Origin of the sequence: Saccharothrix sp. S26 (assembly GCF_021390395.1) — a bacterium.
GTDB lineage: Bacteria > Actinomycetota > Actinomycetes > Mycobacteriales > Pseudonocardiaceae > Actinosynnema.
In genome coordinates this window covers 38,979-56,973 of the sequence record NZ_JAJUWT010000001.1, presented here as the reverse complement: position 1 = coordinate 56,973, position 17,995 = coordinate 38,979, and the positions used below count along the sequence as shown (strand labels likewise).

Genomic DNA, 17,995 nt, shown 5'->3' with positions numbered 1-17,995 from the left:
AGATCCCGGGCCGTGGGGCCGCTGCGTGTGCCGTCAGCGGCCAGAACCCCGGCAGGCATGTTGCGGCTGGTGGGACGGGGCGGTGAGCACTGTTGGCTGCTGCCCCGCCCGCCCGACGACGTGACACCGGCCATGCTGCGTGAGCTGCGGATGCAGGTGCTCCCGGTGGAATTTCCGAACGAGACCAGCCGGGTCCTGGCCGCGGCGCTCCGTTGCTGCTGGACCGATATCCAGGGAAGCCCGTGGCCGGGGCGGCCAGCGACGATGCGCGAGGTGCTAGACGTGGTGGACCAGCTCACGCCCGGACGGGGGGAAGAGGTGCTGCACCGCTTCGGGGTGGGGGCGCTCCGCCGCTTGAACGCCAGCCGATGGCTGGATATCGATGACGACGCGCAGCGGGTCTGCCTTGGTCCCAGGGTGGCCACATGGCCGGACCAGGACCTCCCGGTGCTGCGGGAGCTGTGCCGGGAGTTGCCACTCCCGCGACCTGACCGGGAGCCGGACCGGTGAGCGGCTTGTTCGATGACCTGCTCCAGCCGCTCGGTGATAAGCAGCGCGACGCGCTGGTCTCGGCGTGGGCCGCGCTTGAGTACGGCAGCGAGCCCGCCAGCGAGGCCGCACTGCCCGCACTCCGCGATGCGGCGCTGCGTCATCTGCTTGACCAGATGCTGCGAATGACCGGCCGTACGCTCGTCGACGCGGGCGCCTACCTGTGGACATCGGGATACCGGGACGACATCGCTGCGGTACTCGCGGCAAACGGCTGGGGAATTCTGCCGCCGCTGGAGCGGGCCGCACTGGTATTGGTGCTAATCCACTCCGTTGCGATCCCCCGGGCAGAGGGTCACCTGGCCGGCGACGATTGGCAGTCGACCCATCCGACCACACCGACCCATCTGCGGAAGCTGTCGCAAGTTCGCGGGCAGCGACGCCTGTCCGATGCTCTGCAGTGGCTGCGTGCGGCCGGGCTGGTCCGCTCGGTACGCGGCGCCGATTCAGAGATGGCCGGCGCCTCGTACGTCCCCGGGCCGGCGCTGCGCCGGCTCACTCCAGCCGCGCGGCGGCGCCTGCAGGAGAACCTGATCCTGGCCGTAGGCCCGGATACAGCGCTCGCTACGGCGATCACGGTACGCCGGAGTTTGGGCCGCCCAGAAGTGACGACCTCCCCAAGGAGCAGCTCATGAGCGGCACGCCGCAAGGAGAGGACATCGTCGGTGACCGCGTCCTGGTCGGCCTGCAGAGCGTGAGAATCTCCCGGCTGTCCACGCATCCCATCCCGGTTGCCGCCGGCACTCTCATAGCCGTGGCCGGGCAGGGGCCGAAGGACTCCAATGGGGCGGGGAAGTCGTCGCTGCTAGCCCAGATCAGCTTGCTGCATGCCGATGAGCAGTGGCGATTCGGCTCCGGCGCGCCCGCCGCGGTCGACCTACTGTTCAACTCCGAGGACGCTGGCGGTGAAGACCGCTGGGGCAACGCCGACCATGGGTACCTCATCGGCGTGTTCGCTCCTGCCGCCGGGACCCTCGATCAGCTTCAGGCCTGCGCCCTGACCGTGTGGATACGGATTGACCGCAGCAGCCAGAAAGGTCCCCGGCTGAAGCTGCGCTGGCAGGACGGGCTGCATCTACCCGCTGGGGACAGCGAGGCTGAGCGGGAGCAGGCCGCTGACTTTGTCTGGCAAGCCCTGCCCCAGCGGGCCGGGCGGCAGGACGTGGCGGCCCGCGACCTTCCGCGCACCCTCTACGGCGAGCACGTGCGGTGCGTGTCGTTCCTGTCGACGTCGGTGCGGGCCAGCGCCGCCCCGAACCTGCTCGCCCAACCGTTGAACGAAATCTCAGAGCGGCGGATCTTCGAGGCGATCGCTGCGCTCACCGGCCTAGACATCGAGCTAGAGAAGGAACGTCAGGCACGCCGCCACGAGTATGACCGCCTGCAGGAGGCCGGCGACGCCGAGTCCGACCTTGCCAACTGGGAGGAAAACTCCCAGATCATCGAGGGTGGCATCGACGCCCGGGACCGAGCACGCGGGCTCGTCGTGGAAGCGGCGGACCTATGGCGGTCGCGCACGGCACGGCTGCTATGCGATGCCCTCCAGCGCGACGCCGATATCCAGCACGAGATCGCCGGGATCGAGACCGAGATCGACCGGGACAGCAGCACGGCACAAGAGCTAGGCACGCAGGCGGCGGAGCTAGCCGACGACGAGGCGTTCACGCAACGGCAGCAGGCCGCGATGAGCACGTTCATCAAGCTCGACAGCGACGACCGTGAGCTGGGCAACCAGATCGCGACGCTGGAACAGCAGATCGAGGACGTTGACCGCCAGCTGCGCGGGGCCAGGGAAGCAGCCCGCGACGCTGACGGACGCGACGAGCAGGCCGCTGACCGGGAGCGCGCCGAAGCGGACGCGGCCCTGGAAGACGCGGTCAAGGCGGTCGGAGTGGCAGAGAAGGCGCTCTCCGACGCCGAATCAAGCCTGCGAGACACAGAAAGCGGCCGGGATCTGGCCCAGCAACAGATCGAGCTCCTCGCGACCGAGAAAATCGGCGCTATCGGCTTGCTGGACGCTGTCGTCCTTGACGAGCCGGACCGAGCCCGCTGGGAAGCTGCCCTCTGGCCCTACCGCGAGGCGGCGGTCGTGGACTCAGCCCAGCTCAACCGAGCCAGCCAACTCCTAGCGGGCATACCCGGCTCGATCCTGATCGCTGCCAACCTGGCCTCGCCAGCCCCCCACGGCAGGCTCCCGGGCAGCGTCGATCCCGAGTACGACGTGAGTGGTTTCCTCGCAGCCCTTCACGCCCGGACCACGGCCCACAGCGACCCCGACCGGGTCCACGACGACGCCGGGATCGTGGTAGTCGGCGGGTTCAGCCAGCCCACAACCGGCCGCGCCGCCCGCATCGCGGCTGCCCGCGAGCAGGTCCGCCAGAAGTCCACGGTGCACCGGGACGCTGTCAAGGCACAGAATACCGCCAGGCAAAAGGTAACCGGCGCTGAGCGTCGACAAAAGGGCGCACGGGCGGCAGCGGAGGCAGACCAGCTGGAAGTGCAGGCTGGCAGGTTGCGAAAAAAGGACGAGGCCGCCAGAGAAGCACGCGGAGAACTCGCCCCGGCGCTCACTGCCGCGCAAGCCGATCGGGACGAGGTGCTCCGCCTGGCAGGCATCCGCCAGCAGCAGATCGAGTCGCTACGGCGTCAGAAGACCACCCTCGACGGCACGAACGAGACCCGGCGTAAGGAGCGTGGGAAGCTCGAGGAAGAACAATCGCAGCTCGGCCTTCCGGAACTGATTGCCGACTGGGACGGCACCCCCGACTCTGCCGGCGAGTATCTGCTCGCCCTGCCGGACGACCAGCAGTCCTGGACGGCCGACGACTGGTGGGAGGGGGCCAGGGGCCTGATCAACACCGCGATATCCGAGTGCTTCCCTCCCACCGCATCGGGCAGTATGCCGACGGAAATCAACGGCCTGATGGAAGAGTCCAGCCAACGTGGGCCCGGCAGCAGCCGACGAGCACAGGCCGCTTTTGCCCCGCTACGTCATGCGCTTCACGTCTACCTGCGCCAACAGGAAGATACCGACCGATACGAACGCCAGCAGATCGCCACTCAGCGCGAGGAACGGCATAAGAGCCTCGACGCTGCGCGGATCGGCCACGAGGAGGCGGTCCAGGCTGGCCGCGCCTACCGAGGGGCGCTCACCTCCGCCATCAAGAAGAAGCTGGCCGACGTCGCGGCCGAGTTTGACCGGCTCGATAGAGCCCACGGCGGGTACGGGGCCTCGCTCCAATACGAGGAGCCTCCGCCGCCAGCCCACCCCACCGAGGCGTGGGGCTGGAAAGTGACGCCGATGTGGCGACGCGCCGAGGGGCGGCGCCACATCCCCTACGACCGGCGGGCCAACACGGCACAAATCGATGACCGGGCGATCAAGCTCGTCTGTGCCGCCGCAGCTGCGAGCGGCACCGGCCGCCCGTTGGTGCTCGTCTTGGACGAGCTAGGCCGCAACCTCGGCAAGCAACACCGTCGCGAGGCGGTCGCTCTGCTCGGGCAGATCGGCAAGGACAGTGGCATCACAGTCGTCGGGGCACTGCAAGACGACATGGAGACCTACGCTATCGACGCCTGCGGCCAGTACGTCAAGCTGCGCCGCAGCTCAGACTCCAGCCCGTACAACGAGCAGCCCGTCGTCGTCGGCCACGACGAGCACACCCCGCGTGTTGAACTGCTCCGAGCCTGGCTGGCCGGCAACGAGTACCGCGAGCCAGCATGACCGCCCGCCGCCTCCCGCGAGGTTTCGCGATGCGCCACCTCGACGTCTACCCCGGCCTCACCACGTACGCCGTCCCCTTACCCGACGGCAGCTACAACACCGACCGCAACGGCAATCCGAAGATCACGCGCGTCACTCTGGAACCGGAAGGCTTCCCGCTACCGCACCGCCCAGGCGGCCTGACCGACAGTCAGTGGGCCTTCGTCACCAACGGCCCCCGACGGTGGCAATCTGCGGTGACCACGTTCGGCGACCGCGCCGAAGACATAGCCGTGGCGCTTGCGCGCAACGGTTGCATCGCCCTCGAATGCGACTTCCGCAGCGCTCGCGTAGTCCTGCCACCCCGCGGCTGGACACCTCACCCTGACCTGCACGCGGCCCGACAAGAGCAGAACAGCCAGCGCGCCGCCCGCCGGGCCGCGCAGGACGCCGAGGCACGCTGTCTCGCTGCCGAGCTTGCTCACTATCCGGCCGCTGGCTCACTGGTAGCCATTCTCAGAACACAACGGGACGGACCCTACCGTGACCACGTCATCGAGGCCGCCCGCGCCTTTCTCAGCGACGACACCATGACCGACACAGGCGGGGCCGCGCCGTGGGCTGCTGTGCGCTGGCTCGAGCGCGGAACGAAGTCGGACTACGACAGGGACCAAGAACCGCTCGCTGAAGGTGGTCAGGGCGCGGTCTACAGCGGCATGCACAAATACACCCGCATCCCCGTTGCGCTGAAGCAGCTCCGCTACGGTGATGAAGACGCTGTACACCGCATGCGCCGCGAGATCTCCATCGGGCACCTCTACGGAGAGCACCCGAACGTCATGCCGGTCCTGGACTCGGACCCAGACGGGCGGTGGTTCGTGATGCCGCTTGCGAATGGCAGTGCCGCCAGCCACGTGGAACGCCTTCGGCGGGAAACAGGAGCCCTCCGGGACCTCGTCACGGCAGTCTGCAATGGACTGCGCCGCCCACACAACGACGACCGGATTCACCGCGACATCAAGCCAGCCAACGTCCTGCTCCTCAACGGCAAGTGGGTCGTAGCGGACTGGGGGCTAGGCCGACAGCCCCGAGGGGAAACCAGCGTTCCGCGCCGGACTCGGACCGGTACGGGCTTCGGCTCTGAAGGATTCGCCGCGCCGGAGCTGTCGTCCGGAAACCCCCACAACGTGACGGTCGCCGCCGACATCTACAGCATTGGGCGGCTCATCGCAGCAATCCTGACCGGGGAACGACCGGAGCAGAATCTTCCGCTGCTGCCCGCCAGCGGACCATGGCGAGCTGTAGTGACGAAGGCAACCCACCACAAGCCAACCGACCGGCCGCAGGGCGTGGACGAACTCCTCCACCTGCTCAAGGACATCCCGTGACCGTTCCTTCACGGTCCCAGCGCTGCCGGGCACAGAAAATTGTGCTTCACCTCAGCTGAAAGGATCATGTTGCCGATGACACGCATTGCGCTCGAGCCGTACTACCTGCACCAAGACCAGGTTCAGTCCCTCCTCGGAGAGCAGCGGACGGAGTCCGCACGGGCGCGGGCGGCCCGCAGGAGCGATCCCGAGGCAGCGATGCCCTACGTGCTCGCCGCAGAACTTGCCGAGGCGCTCTCCTCGTTGGGAGTCGGCGAACTGACGAGGCGCGTCCTGGAGCAGGCCCTACGTGCGGGGCAAGTCGTCGGCACTGAGTTGGAGTTCACGTTCCAGCGAGACCGTGACCGCGACGCCCCCGGCTTCAAACCGACCAGCTTCACGGCGGTGCTCGACGCGGGCGAGCCGGTGCGCGTCACCGGAACATTCAACGCGGCAAGAATCGCCAGTTCCTCCGCACCCGGCAACCTCACCGGGAACAGGCGGGCCTACCTGATCGGGACGGTCACCAATCTCAGCGCAGAGCGAATCGAGCTCAGGCCAGCCTTCATCGGAATCAGGTCGTTCGTCGATGACGACCTTGGCACCGGAGGCCCCGCGTCGGGAGCGCGGGTTTACCCCAGCGATATCGGCCAGTTCAGCGGAATCGACTTCGCATCTCCCCTCACCGAGGCCGAGGGTGAAGCGGTCCTGCGAGTGCCGGAGGACACGGTGAAACGCGCCTTTGCCGGGCTGATCGGCGAGTCGTACGTTCCGAAGGATTGGGGTGGCGAGCGCTCCGACCTCTACACGTCACGAGTATTCGCTCGCGGGCGCCAGGTGTCGGCCGCGTGGCTGTTCAAGGGACCAGGCTACCCTCGCGCCATGGACGTCAAGGCCCTGGGCAAGAATGGCGACCAGATCGACCGGCTGTTCACCGAGCCTGCGGAGCTACTCGTTCTGCAGCACTGTCATCAGATCAAGCCGAGCGTGGTTGGCATGATGGACGCCTACGCCCACGACGCGCGGCACCGCCGCTCCTACATGATCATCGACGGAGCGGATACCGGACGCATATTGAGGTCTCTGGGCCTGCTCCGGTAATCGCATCACGTTCGCCTCTGCAGAACCAAGGAACGGGAGCCCTACGGTCCTGATGCCCGCGGCGGAGGCCACCAGCAAACTGGCATCCTGCGTCAGAAGCGAATCCGCGAGTAGCTGACTTCCATCGGCAGCGGTTCCGCACTGCGCGTCACTCCACGCTGTCCAATAGATCGATGATCTGTGACTGGCCGTCCTCACCGACGTCCGGCGTGGAGGTGAGCCTGTGGAACTCTTTGCCCGCGTTCTCCGGCGTCCGCTGATCGTCCTGGTTGGATGGGGCAATGGCGACTGCGGCACCTGAAAGTCTCGGCGAGGAGCCACTGGTTCCCGCCCACCCGTTCAACGAGCCGGGCGAGGACATCCAGCTTTACGAGGGACCCTTGCTCGAAGCACACGGTCAAGAACTTCGAGGCCGGGTCCTGCTGAGGTGCGGGTCTCAGCTCGACGTCGTCTGGCACCTCGATGAGGCACCACCAGTGCGCTGGGCGCTGGAAACTATGGACAAGTCCGACATCCGACTCCGCGTACACCAGCCATACGGCGTGTACGAGGTGGCGGGCCTACTACGGAACTCCGCGGGCGGACTCGTCCACGGGCAGTCGATCGGCAGTGACGAGACCCCACTGCACCGGGTCATGCTCCACTGGATCAACCTCCCCTCGATCCACAGCCCGACCAAGCTCTACCACAGGGAAGGTGAGAGCTGGTCATGGTGGACAGGCAGGTGGCGGTGCCAAGTAGGTCCGTGGAAACTCACGCTCGATCGACGTCAAGATCACAAACGCGTCTGGGACGTCCCGGGTAGCGAGCACAACTTCGTCATGACCCACGTCATGGAGATCAGCAGGTCCGACGGCGAGGAGTTCACCGCCACGGATCTCAAACCGCTTCAGCAAGCCCTGCACTTCGGGACGTCTTTCGCCTTCGGGCGCTGGGTGGCGCCCGCGGCTCCCGTCGGGATCGACTCGACCGGCTCTATCGTGTGGCGACAGTGGGCCAACGTCTTCTGCCACCCGGGTCGCAACGGCAGCCTCGCCTGGCTGCACTACCCCAACACGCACCACCTCCACGATCTCGTGTCCTGCGTGTATGCCGCATTCGCCGATCCGGACCGCAGCCACACCACCCGGTTCCTGCTGTCGATGGCCACAGAGGCGAACCACGCCGGCCGGGTCGAACAGCGCACCATGACGATCTTCTCCGCCCTGGAACTACTGAGCTGGGTCATCCTCAAACTGACCAACGGACTCAGCAACACCCAGTACAAACAACCCGGCACCAGCGGACGCATTCGGATGCTGCTGGAAGCGGCTTCCGTCGACACGAGCATCGACGCGGCACGCCAGCCCGCTCTCACGCAGTTCGCCACGACGGAGTCGAGCACCGGCACATCACTGGACGGGCCCGCCGCCATCACCAAGGTCCGCAACCGGCTGGTCCACCCCAACGCACCCCAGGACGAGGTCTATCACCTCAACGGCCTCGTCCGGGACACCTGGCTCCTCAGCCGCCACTACCTCAACCTGCTGGTCCTGCACTGGCTCGGCTACAGCGGGTCGTACCAGACGATCCTCGGCCCAGGCGGCTGGGCAGGGGACGCCGACCCCGTGCCCTGGGCACCCCAGCCGCCTGCAAGCACCTGATGACCGCGAGTACGGCGACTCGGTCGACCGGTTCCGAAGTGCCCGATCAACTCCCACACCACTTCCGCGCGGACGCGCACGAGGCTGGCAGAACAGTTTCGCCGCCGGCCGTTGAGTACGGAGGGGCGACCGTCTGCCGCTCGGCGCCATCCGCATCCACGGATCGAGATTGCGTGTTTGCGGCGGCTGCGCTTCGTCACGCAGGTGCCGACGTCGTGGTCGGCGAGAAACGCCCGCCCAGGCCGCCGCTGACCGGACATCCCGGCACCACCCGCCCGTACGACCAGACGGCTGTCCACGCACGTCAGCGGCGATCCCAAAGGTCCTGACTAACAACCACCCGGCCGGGCGACCAATCCTGGAGAGAATCCTTGACCCTGTTTCACGGCGATCAGGACCAGTTCTCCTGATTTCCTCCGGCTCGGCACACCACTGTCCACAGTGGACCGAAAACGGAGATCGCCCACCGAACCTGTTTACGCAGGTCAGCGGGCGATTCGTATACCATATGTGATTGTGGAGCTGAGGGGACTCGAACCCCTGACCCTCACACTGCCAGTGTGATGCGCTACCAGCTGCGCCACAGCCCCTTGCCTGCACGTTTCCCGGCGGTTGGGGCCGCCGTTCTCGTGTGGCAATACCGTACAACACGGCACCCGTCAGGACGAAATCGGGGGGGTGCCTTTCGGCATCCGGGCTGCTCGGCGGGGGTGTCACGGCCCTACTTGAGCAGGTTGGTCAGCCAGTCCCGGTCGTCCCACGAGACGATCTCGCCGTCCTTCATCACGGTGGGCGTGCCCTTGAACTTGCCGGTCGCCTTCACGGTGTCGAGCTCGGCCTGGGCGTCCTGCTCGTGGGCGCCGCTGTCGACGCACTGCTTGAACGCGTCACCGGTGATGCCGAGGTCCGTGCCGAGCTTCACCAGCTCCTCCTTGGTGTGCCCCGGACCGCCTTCCTCGGGCTGCCGCGCGAACAACGTCTCGTGGTACTCCCAGAACTTGCCCTGGTCGGCGGCGCACAGGGCGGCGTTGGCCGCGTCACGCGAGTAGCCCTCGGGGTCGGAGAGCCGGATCAGGAACGGCAGGGCGTGGTAGCGGACGCGGAGGTTGCCCGACTCGATCTCCTGCTTGATCTGGTCGCCGTAGACCTTCTTGAAGTTGCCGCACGCGGGGCAGAGGAAGTCCTCGTACAGGTCGATGGTGACCTTCGCGGACGCCTCGCCGACGACCACCGCGCCACCTTCGCGCACGATCGGCGCGGAGATGCCGCTGACCGCGGGCGGGTTGGCCAGTGAGTCGTCCGAGCCCGACTTGGACGACCAGATGACCCCGCCGATCACCACGGCGGCGAGCACCACGACCACCACGATGCCGATGATGACCTTGTTCCGGTCGCTGGACGCCCCACGCGCCGCGACCACCGCCTGGCTCGCCCGCTGCTGCTGCTTCTTCTTCCGAGCGTTGCGCTCCGCGCCACCCACCGCACTGCCCTCCCGGTCACAACCCGGCCCGCAGGCTATCGAGAGATGCTGAGCGGAACCTGAGTGCTCACGCGTCCGGTTGACGGGGACGGCCCGACACGCGCTCGCCCACGGGCACCTCGGGACCTTCGTCCAAACACCCGGACTCACCGGCGACGTCCGACGCCACGTGCGTCTCCTCGGCCCGCGGCAGGGTCTCCGGCGCGAACAGCCAGAACACCAGCGCCACCGCGGCCATCGCACCCGTCAGGGTGAACGCCGCCTGGTACGAGAACTGGTCCACCAGCACGCCGGCGACCAGCGGGCCGACGATCGCGCCGCAGTCGGCGACCATCTGGAACGCGGCCAGCACCGGCCCGCCCTTGGCCTTGGTCCCGATCACGTCGGCCACGACGGCGTTCTGCGGCGGGTTGAGCAGACCGGCGCCGATGCCCGCGACCAGGGACGCCGCCATGAACATCGGCACGCCGACGCTGAACCCGAGCCACACCGTGCCGATGGCGGACACGGCGAGGCCGGCGATGGCGACCGGCTTGCGGCCGATGGTGTCGGCGAGCTTCCCGGAGATCATCAGCACGGCGGCGTTGCCCGCGGCGAACACCGACAGCGAGATGCCGGCGATGGCGGGCGTGCTGTGCAGCGCCTCGACCACGAACAGCGGCACCAGGGAGATCCGCACCCCGAACACGGCCCAGCCGTTGGCGAAGCCCGACGCCAGCGCCGCCCGGTACGCCGACAGCCGCACGGCCGCGCGCACGGGCAGCGACTCCTGTTCGACCGACTTGTCCAACGCGGCGGCGAGCGTGGACCGGCGCAGGAACCACCACACGACGAGCGCCGCGACCACCAGGGCCGCCGCGTACGTGACGAACGGCACCTGGATGGAGATCTCCACGAGGGCCGCGCCGACGATCGGGCCGCCGATGTTGCCGAGCAGGAACCCGGTCGCCCACAGCCCGGACGCGCGTCCGCGCAGGGGTGCGGGCGTGATCCGGATCAGCAGGCCGACCGCGGCGACGGTGAACATGGTCGACCCGACGCCGGCGAACGACCGGAACACGATCAGCTGCCAGTACGCGGTGGCGAAGCCGCACGCGCCGGTGCCGACGGCGACGATGAGGATGCCGACGATGTAGACCCACGTCTCGCCGAACCGGTTGACCAGCCGACCGCTCATCGGCGCGAACAGCAGCCTGACCAGCGCGAACGAGCTGACCACGGCCGACACGGCGAACGTGCCGACGTCGAAGCTCTTGGCGTACGCGGGCAGGACGGGTGCCACGATGCCGAACCCGAGGGCGATGATGAAGCTCGCCACGACGAGCACCCACACCTCGCCGGGCAGTCGGGGCTTGACCTTCACGTCGGACCCGGTCCCCCGCACTGTGCGCCCCTTCCGATCTCCGTTAGCTGTGCTAAGGATATGCGGTGGGGCAACCGATGACTCAATCGAGCAGTTCGTCAACTCTGCGCGCATAGGCGGTTACGGGGTAGCAGACGTCGAAGCCGCATGCCTCCACGAACCGCTCCCCCGCGCCGCCCTCCGCCACGTGCGAGGCCACCAGCAGCGCACCGGCGTCCCGCAACTCGGCCACCACGCCCAGCACCAGCGCCTTGCCCAACCCCCGGCGGCGACGGGCGGGCCGCACCACCGCGTGCTCGACCAACCCGACCCGGCGCTCGCCGAACCCGGAGGCGAACCCGCCGATCCGGTCGCCGTCGTCCACCACGACGAACACGCAGCGCGGGTCGTCCAGCCGCTGCCCGAGGTGCCGCAGCAGCCGCGGCCCGTCCACGCCCAGGTCGTCGGCCAGCAGCTCGGCGACGCCTTCGAGGTCGGCGTCCCGCGCCGGCCGCACGAGCGGCGACCGCGACGCCTCCCCGCGGTGCACGACGGCCAGCGACTCCTCCACCGCGTGCCACCCGGTGTCGTCGGCGATGCCCTCGATCTCGGCCACGGTGGTCGGTGACGCGTACAGCACCGCCTCGGCCCGCCCCACGTCGGCGAACGTCTGCTCCAACCGCATCAGCGTGCCCGCGACCTCGGCCGACGACCCGTACACGCCGCACGCGTGGTTGCCGCCGGGCAGCGGGTTGTCCCGGTTCACCACGACCTGCGCCACGCCGACGCGGCCGACCTTGCCGTACCGGACCGCGCCGGAGGCCAGCCGGGCGGCTTCCACCAGCCCGGCCAGGTCACGGGCCCGGTACGGGTCGAGCAGTTCGGGGTCGTCTGGGTCGCGCAGCGGGTCAACCACTACCTCAGCCTCGCACGTCGCGGCCCTTCCACTTCGTGGTGCCGTGCAGCGCCTGCCACGCCGCCTCCAGCGACAGCGCGCCGAACGCGACGTAGGACAGGGGCGCGAGCACGGCCGCCGACCGCGGCTGCCCGGTCCGCCGCAGGAACGCCCACTCGGCCACCGACTGCGCGAGCCACGCCAACAGGCCGAGCTTCGACCCACGCGCCGCCGTGACGACCGGCACGACGCCGTAAGCGATGTGCGCGAGCCCGGTCGACCCGAGTGACAGGAACGCGCTCGCCGGCCCCTTCGCGTACAGCGACGTGCCCGCGACCATGCTCTTGCGCAGCGACGCCCACGTGTCGCCGAACGCGTCCAGGCCCGAGGTGGTCAGCGAGTCCGCGCCGTCCACGTACCGCGTGCGGCCGCCGGTGTCGCGGATCAGGGTGGCGAAGCCGACGTCGTCCGCACGCGACCCGGCGATCGCGGCCCAACCGCCCGCCCGCTCGTACATGGCCCGGCGGACCAGGATGCAGTGCCCGACCGCCAGCGCCATGCCGCGCCGCCCGTCCACGGTCGTCGTCTCGAACAGCAGCTGGTTGACCGGCGGCAGCAGCAGCCACCACCCCGCACCCGGTTTCGTCCCCCGCCCGGACGTGGACACCAGGTCCAGCTCGTCCTGGCGCGCGCCCGCGAGCAGCCGGCCGACCAGGTCGGGCGCGGCCTCGGTGTCGGCGTCGACGAACAGCAGCCAGTCGGTGTCCGCGTCGGCGGTGCCGACGTGCAGCGCGTGCACCTTGCCCGCCCAGCCCGACGGCGGGCCCGAACTGCTCACCAGCCGCACGCGCGGGTCCTCCTCCGCGTGCCGCCGCACGATCTCGGCGGTGCGGTCGGTCGAGGCGTCGTCCACGACCACGATCCGCAGGTCCGCGTAGTCCTGCTCGCGCAGCGCGGCCAGGCACCGGTCGATGGTCCGCTCCTCGTCACGCGCGGGCACGACCACCGTCACGGGACCGGCGTCGACCTGGGTGGCGGGCAACCGCTTGACCTCCTGCCAGACCTTGATCGCCACGGCCGCGCGGGCCAGGGCCACCGCCGCGCCGAGGACACCCCATTTCCCCATGGGTCCACAGTGGCACAAGACTGGGCGCCGTGGAGCTGCCGAACCTGCCGATCCGCCCGCTGCTCGGGCAGATCGCGGCCACGCTGACCGCGCACGGCTCGGCGGTGCTGGTCGCGCCGCCGGGCACGGGCAAGACGACGTTGGTGCCGTTGGCGCTGGAGGGCCGCGTGGTGGTGGCCGAACCGCGCCGGCTGGCCGCCCGTGCCGCCGCCGCGCGGATGGCGAGCCTGCTGGGCGAACCGGTCGGGCAGACGGTCGGCTACTCGGTGCGCGGCGACCGGAAGACGTCGAAGCACACGCGGATCGAGGTGGTCACGTCCGGTCTGCTGGTGCGGCGGTTGCAGCACGACCCGGAGCTGGCGGGCATCGGCACGGTGCTGCTGGACGAGTGCCACGAACGGCACCTGGACGCGGACCTGCTGCTGGCGTTGCTGCTCGACGCGCGGGAAGGGCTGAGGCCGGACCTGAAGCTGCTGGCCACCTCCGCGACCGTGGCGGCCGACCGGTTGGCCCGGTTGCTCGGCGACGCGCCGGTGATCCGGGTGCGGGCGCGGGCGTTCCCGGTGGAGGTCGTGCACACCCCGCCGGCCCGCAACGAGCGCGTCGAGGCCACCGTGGCCCGTGCCACCCGCCAGGCGTTGTCCGAAGTGGACGGTGATGTGCTGGTGTTCCTGCCCGGCGTGGCGGAGATCCGGCGGTGCGCCGCGCTGATCGGTGACGACGTGGACGTGCTGCCGCTGCACGGTCGCCTCGCCGTCACCGCGCAGGACGACGCGCTGCGCCCCGGTCGTCGCCGACGGGTCGTGCTGGCCACCGCGATCGCCGAGTCGAGCCTGACCGTGCCGGGCGTGCGGGCGGTGGTGGACTCCGGGCTGTCGCGCGTGCCGCGGGTCGACCACCGGCGCGGGCTGTCGGGCCTGGCCACGGTCCGGGTCAGCGCGGCGGTGGCCGACCAGCGCGCCGGCCGGGCGGGCCGCGAGGCGCCGGGCCGGGTGTACCGGTGCTGGCCCGCGCACGAGCACAGCACGTTGCCGCGCTACCCGGAGCCGGAGATCCGCACCGCCGACCTGACCCGGCTGGCGCTGGAACTGGCCTGCTGGGGCGTGCCGGACGGCGAAGGACTGGGCTGGTGGGACGCGCCACCGCCGGGCGCGCTGGACGCCGGGCGCTCGGTGCTGCGCGCGCTGGGCGCGTTGGACGCCAACGGCGGCGCGACCGACCGGGGGCGCCGGATGGCCGACCTCGGCCTGCACCCGCGGCTGGCGCGGGCGTTGCTCGACGGCGCGGCGGCCGTGGGCGCGCGCACGGCCGCCGAGGTGGTGGCGCTGCTGGACGACGACCGGGCGAACTCCGGGGTCGAGCTGTCGACCCGTGACGCGGACCCGCGCGAGGTGCGCCGCCTGGCCGCGATGGTGGACGGCGCGGGTCGCGGCGACCCCGCCCTGGTGGTAGCCCTCGCCTACCCGGAACGGCTGGCGCGCAGGCGTTCCCCCGGTTCGCCGGTGTACCTGATGGCGGGCGGCACGGCGGTGGAGCTGCCGCCGGGCAGCGGGCTGGCCGACGCCGAGTGGTTGGCCGTGGCCGTCGCCGACCGGGAGGCGGGCCGCGCGCACGGCCGCATCCGGTTGGCCGCGAGGGCGGACGAGGAGCTCGCCGTGACCGCCGCGTCGTCCCTGTTGACGACCGAGGACGACGTGCGCTGGGACGGCGACGTCGTGGCGAACCGGCTGCGCAAGCTGGGCGCGATCACGTTGTCCAGCAAGCCGTTGCACGATCGCGAGGCCGTCCGTCGCGCGTTGCTGGAGGGGTTGCGCGTCGAAGGCGTCGGCCTCCTGCGGTGGGACGCCGACGGTGTGCGCACCCGTGAGCGGATGGCGTTCCTGCACCGCGTGATCGGCGAACCGTGGCCGTCGGTGGACGACGAGGCGCTGCTGGCCGTGGTCGACGTGGGTGACGCGCGGCGCAAGGCCGACCTCGCCCGGATCAGCGGCGAGCAGGTCGTGCGGCGGCTGCTGCCGTGGCCCGCCGCCACGCGGTTCGACGAGCTCGCCCCGGACCGGCTGGAAGTGCCTTCGGGTTCACGCATCCGGGTGGACTACTCCGGGCCCGACCCGGTGCTGCCGGTGAAGGTGCAGGAGGTGTTCGGCTGGACGGAGACGCCCCGCCTGGCCGACGGCCGCGTGCCGGTCGTGCTGCACCTGCTCTCCCCGGCGGGCCGGCCGACCGCCGTGACGGGCGACCTGGCCTCGTTCTGGCGGACGGGTTATCCGCAGGTCAGGGCGGAGCTGCGGGGCCGTTACCCCAAGCACCGCTGGCCGGAGGACCCGATGACCGCCCACCCCGCCCGCCGCTAGTACTTGACGCTGACCGTCAAGTACTTGACGATAGGCGTCAAGGAGGTGGTCGCGTTGCTCGCCGAGCAGATCGCCACGATCATCCGCACCCGGCTGCTGGACCCGTTGGAGATCCTCTTCGACGACGTCGGCGACCTGCCGTCCCGGGCCGACGAGGTGGCCGGGCGGCTGGCCGCGGCCATGGAGGGGGACGACGAGGCGGCGGCCGTGCACGCCATCGCCCGGCTGATCGGCGCGCTGTACCCCGGTGACGAGCCGTTCGACCCGCCGGCCGACTGGTGGCGCACGCCGTTGGGCCAGGTCGTGGCGCGGCGGATGGGCCACCCGGCCGCGCGGTCGGTCTCGTACTCGGTGGCCGGCGCGATGCTCGGCGTCACCAAGCAGGGCGTCCACGACCTGGTGCGACGCGGGAAGTTGGAGCGCGACTCGGACGGCGGCGGCGTGACCGTCGCCTCGGTGAGAGCGAGGTTGGGCAGATGAGGGTGCTGGCACTGCACGGCGCGGGCGGTTCCCCGGCCGACTGGGATCCGGTCATCGCCGCCCTGGACGGCAGCCACGACGTGGTCCCGCTGTCGGTGACGGGCCCGTGGGACTGGGAGTCGGTCCTGGACCGGATCGAACCGCACGCCACCGACAACCCGGCCGTGCTGGGCATGTCCATGGGCGGCATGGTCGCCGCCCTCTGGGGCCGGCGGCACCCGGAGTGCCCGGCCGTGATCGACCTCGACGGCCACGGCGTGCCAACCCAACCGCAGCGCTACCTGGACCCCGCCGCCGTTGCAGAAGAAATCGCAACCCTGCGCGAACAATTCCGCGCCTACGGCCAACCGGAACTCCAACAGGCCCTGGAAGACCTCGACTGCTTCGAGGTCTTCCGCGCCCTGCGCTGCCCCGTGCTGCTGGCCCTGGCCACCAGACCGATGCCGGGACAAGCCCTGTTCGAGCCCTACCAACGAGGTCTGTCCCGAGACCTCGAGACCCTGCCACCGAACATCACCATCACCCGCCTGGACACCACCCACGCCATGGCCCGCGAAGCCCCGGCCCTCGTCGCCACCCTGATCAACGACTACCTGGCCGACAGCCGACTTCGGCGAGCGGATCACCCCTGACGACGAGCGGCGCACCCGGCGGGTCGCACGACCGCTCGCACCCACTGCTCCCCGCAAAAATCAGGACATCACAACAATCCGCTGTTCACTCAACGCTGTCGCCTCACCCTTTCGAGTGAGGCGACAGCGTTGTCATTCTTTGCGGACTGGGCAGTAGTAATGCTCAGAGTGTTCAGATGACCCGAGCTTCACCCATCGGCCGGACTGAACACTGGGATCCACTCGGCGCACCCGCGAGTCCGCTCGCCGACCAAAGCGCCCGAATCGTTCGACCCGACCAGTTCCAGCCGAATAGGCTCATCGGGTGAACCACTAGCCTATATTGAGAACATCAGTGACCGAATAGGTAGAGTTTGCTCATGTTCTGGCAACGCCGGAAAGCTGCCCGTCGCGTTCTCGACGTGCTCGCCGCGACTCCGACTCGAGAGATGTCGGCCGCCACCCTTTCCAGCCGGACGGGAATGAGCCCGGCCCAAATCTACGTCATTGTGGTGGCGCTCCGGAAACAAGGGTGTGTCGTAGCGCGCTGGAGCCACCCCCACGAGCAGGACATGCGACTGCGCAGCCCACTGTTGTACCGCGCCAGCGCATATGGTCGGTGGGTTGCGGGGGGACGTGGCAAGGGTTCGCGACCGGTCGTCGAATGGTTGCCGGAGCACGATCGGCCCTTACCTTGACCCGTGGCACGACGAACATCAGATTGTTCACCGCTTTGACCGCGGCCGTCTACGCGGTGCGGTTCGCGCGAGTTCTGCGCCTCTACCCGGCGGCGCATTACCCACTGCCGCTGTTGCTGATAGCACCCCTGCTGCCCAGCCGGGAAGCGACCCTCTGGGTACCGGAGCTGGAAAGCCAGTTCGCCGTGCTCGACCCCACCGCCCGAAGAGAACTCACCACGGACGTGATCCGCTCATTGCCCGGCCTCCTGCGCGGTGCCGCGGAGCGAGCGGTCCTGAGGGCGGTGAGGCGGCAACTCGGACCGATCAACGCCGCGCTCCGGTCCCCGGCGCCGATCTGGCCTGCCGACGAACGACAGTGGTACCGGCTCAAGGCGCACTGCTCGACGTTGCGCCTCAGCGCCCGACTGCTCGACCACTTCGTCAGCGAACCACGCCACCCGGAACTCGTGAGTCGAGCCAAATGGCTGGCGACCCGGTGCGAGGACTTCCTCGTGGAGCAGACGCAATTGAGGCCCGCCGCGCCTCACCGTCGCTGCACCGCGCAGGAAGCAGCCTTGCTGCTGGAGATCGCGCACATCGCGCTGATGGTGAACGAGCTGATTGATCGGGAGCTCGCCCGAGGGGATCGCTAGGGTGCCATCGG

General features: G+C 69.5%; 14 protein-coding genes and 1 tRNA gene. 10 read left to right on the top strand and 5 right to left on the bottom strand.

The window, feature by feature from the left end:
- The first annotated feature begins 57 nt into the window (after nucleotides 1–57).
- The 6 genes from LZG04_RS00310 (at nucleotide 58) to LZG04_RS00285 (ending at nucleotide 8,363) form a co-directional block, all read left to right on the top strand.
- A complete protein-coding gene (locus LZG04_RS00310) occupies nucleotides 58–510 on the top strand; it encodes a hypothetical protein (protein WP_143193431.1) in 453 nt (150 codons plus the stop codon).
- Entirely contained in the window at nucleotides 507–1,184 is a 678-nt protein-coding gene (locus LZG04_RS00305) for a hypothetical protein (protein WP_233812207.1), read from the top strand. The genes LZG04_RS00310 and LZG04_RS00305 overlap by 4 nt, the downstream gene beginning before the upstream one ends.
- Nucleotides 1,181–4,273 carry a chromosome segregation ATPase gene (locus LZG04_RS00300; protein ID WP_233812206.1) on the top strand — a complete coding sequence of 1,031 codons (3,093 nt, stop codon included), beginning with the start codon at nucleotides 1,181–1,183 and terminating at the stop codon, nucleotides 4,271–4,273. The genes LZG04_RS00305 and LZG04_RS00300 overlap by 4 nt, the downstream gene beginning before the upstream one ends.
- Nucleotides 4,274–4,302: 29 nt before the next feature.
- Nucleotides 4,303–5,640 (top strand): serine/threonine-protein kinase, encoded by a 1,338-nt coding sequence (locus LZG04_RS00295; protein ID WP_233812205.1) that lies wholly within the window; start codon nucleotides 4,303–4,305, stop codon nucleotides 5,638–5,640.
- A gap of 75 nt (nucleotides 5,641–5,715) precedes the next feature.
- Nucleotides 5,716–6,720 carry a hypothetical protein gene (locus tag LZG04_RS00290; protein ID WP_233812204.1) on the top strand — a complete coding sequence of 335 codons (1,005 nt, stop codon included), beginning with the start codon at nucleotides 5,716–5,718 and terminating at the stop codon, nucleotides 6,718–6,720.
- Between the two features lie 821 nt (nucleotides 6,721–7,541).
- Nucleotides 7,542–8,363, top strand: coding sequence for a hypothetical protein (locus tag LZG04_RS00285; RefSeq protein ID WP_233812203.1), 822 nt, complete (start codon nucleotides 7,542–7,544; stop codon nucleotides 8,361–8,363).
- A 517-nt stretch (nucleotides 8,364–8,880) separates the two neighbouring features.
- Here LZG04_RS00285 and LZG04_RS00280 read toward each other — a convergent pair.
- From LZG04_RS00280 to LZG04_RS00260, 5 genes are all read right to left on the bottom strand, one after another.
- Nucleotides 8,881–8,953 (bottom strand) — tRNA-Ala (locus tag LZG04_RS00280).
- Nucleotides 8,954–9,084: 131 nt separating this feature from the next.
- Nucleotides 9,085–9,843, bottom strand: a complete 759-nt coding sequence (locus LZG04_RS00275) for a thioredoxin domain-containing protein (RefSeq protein WP_233812202.1) — start codon at nucleotides 9,841–9,843, stop codon at nucleotides 9,085–9,087.
- Nucleotides 9,844–9,910: 67 nt separating this feature from the next.
- Nucleotides 9,911–11,227 (bottom strand): MFS transporter, encoded by a 1,317-nt coding sequence (locus LZG04_RS00270; protein WP_233812201.1) that lies wholly within the window; start codon nucleotides 11,225–11,227, stop codon nucleotides 9,911–9,913.
- Between the two features lie 61 nt (nucleotides 11,228–11,288).
- Nucleotides 11,289–12,101: a GNAT family N-acetyltransferase gene (locus LZG04_RS00265; protein ID WP_233812200.1), complete on the bottom strand. Its 813-nt coding sequence runs from the start codon at nucleotides 12,099–12,101 to the stop codon at nucleotides 11,289–11,291.
- A gap of 4 nt (nucleotides 12,102–12,105) precedes the next feature.
- Entirely contained in the window at nucleotides 12,106–13,206 is a 1,101-nt protein-coding gene (locus tag LZG04_RS00260) for a glycosyltransferase (RefSeq protein ID WP_233812199.1), read from the bottom strand.
- A gap of 29 nt (nucleotides 13,207–13,235) precedes the next feature.
- Here LZG04_RS00260 and hrpB point away from each other — a divergent pair, with 29 nt between their 5' ends.
- The 4 genes from hrpB to LZG04_RS00240 all read left to right on the top strand — a co-directional run bounded on the left by hrpB (nucleotide 13,236) and on the right by LZG04_RS00240 (nucleotide 17,984).
- Entirely contained in the window at nucleotides 13,236–15,560 is a 2,325-nt protein-coding gene (gene hrpB, locus LZG04_RS00255; protein ID WP_233812198.1) for an ATP-dependent helicase HrpB, read from the top strand.
- A gap of 24 nt (nucleotides 15,561–15,584) precedes the next feature.
- Nucleotides 15,585–16,040: a hypothetical protein gene (locus LZG04_RS00250; RefSeq protein ID WP_233812197.1), complete on the top strand. Its 456-nt coding sequence runs from the start codon at nucleotides 15,585–15,587 to the stop codon at nucleotides 16,038–16,040.
- Nucleotides 16,037–16,672, top strand: coding sequence for an alpha/beta fold hydrolase (locus tag LZG04_RS00245; protein WP_233812196.1), 636 nt, complete (start codon nucleotides 16,037–16,039; stop codon nucleotides 16,670–16,672). Before LZG04_RS00250 ends, LZG04_RS00245 begins: the two co-directional genes overlap by 4 nt.
- 700 nt (nucleotides 16,673–17,372) lie before the next feature.
- Entirely contained in the window at nucleotides 17,373–17,984 is a 612-nt protein-coding gene (locus tag LZG04_RS00240; RefSeq protein ID WP_233812195.1) for a hypothetical protein, read from the top strand.
- Nucleotides 17,985–17,995: the final 11 nt, after the last annotated feature.

What these genes read in the sequence shown, in the direction of transcription:
- LZG04_RS00300 (WP_233812206.1), top strand. Translation starts at nt 1,181, where the DNA reads ATGAGCGGCACGCCGCAAGGAGAGGACATCGTCGGTGACCGCGTCCTG.
- LZG04_RS00290 (WP_233812204.1), top strand. Translation starts at nt 5,716, where the DNA reads ATGACACGCATTGCGCTCGAGCCGTACTACCTGCACCAAGACCAGGTT.
- LZG04_RS00245 (WP_233812196.1), top strand. Translation starts at nt 16,037, where the DNA reads ATGAGGGTGCTGGCACTGCACGGCGCGGGCGGTTCCCCGGCCGACTGG.
- LZG04_RS00285 (WP_233812203.1), top strand. Translation starts at nt 7,542, where the DNA reads ATGACCCACGTCATGGAGATCAGCAGGTCCGACGGCGAGGAGTTCACC.
- LZG04_RS00310 (WP_143193431.1), top strand. Translation starts at nt 58, where the DNA reads ATGTTGCGGCTGGTGGGACGGGGCGGTGAGCACTGTTGGCTGCTGCCC.
- LZG04_RS00260 (WP_233812199.1), bottom strand. Translation starts at nt 13,206, where the DNA reads ATGGGGAAATGGGGTGTCCTCGGCGCGGCGGTGGCCCTGGCCCGCGCG.
- LZG04_RS00295 (WP_233812205.1), top strand. Translation starts at nt 4,303, where the DNA reads ATGCGCCACCTCGACGTCTACCCCGGCCTCACCACGTACGCCGTCCCC.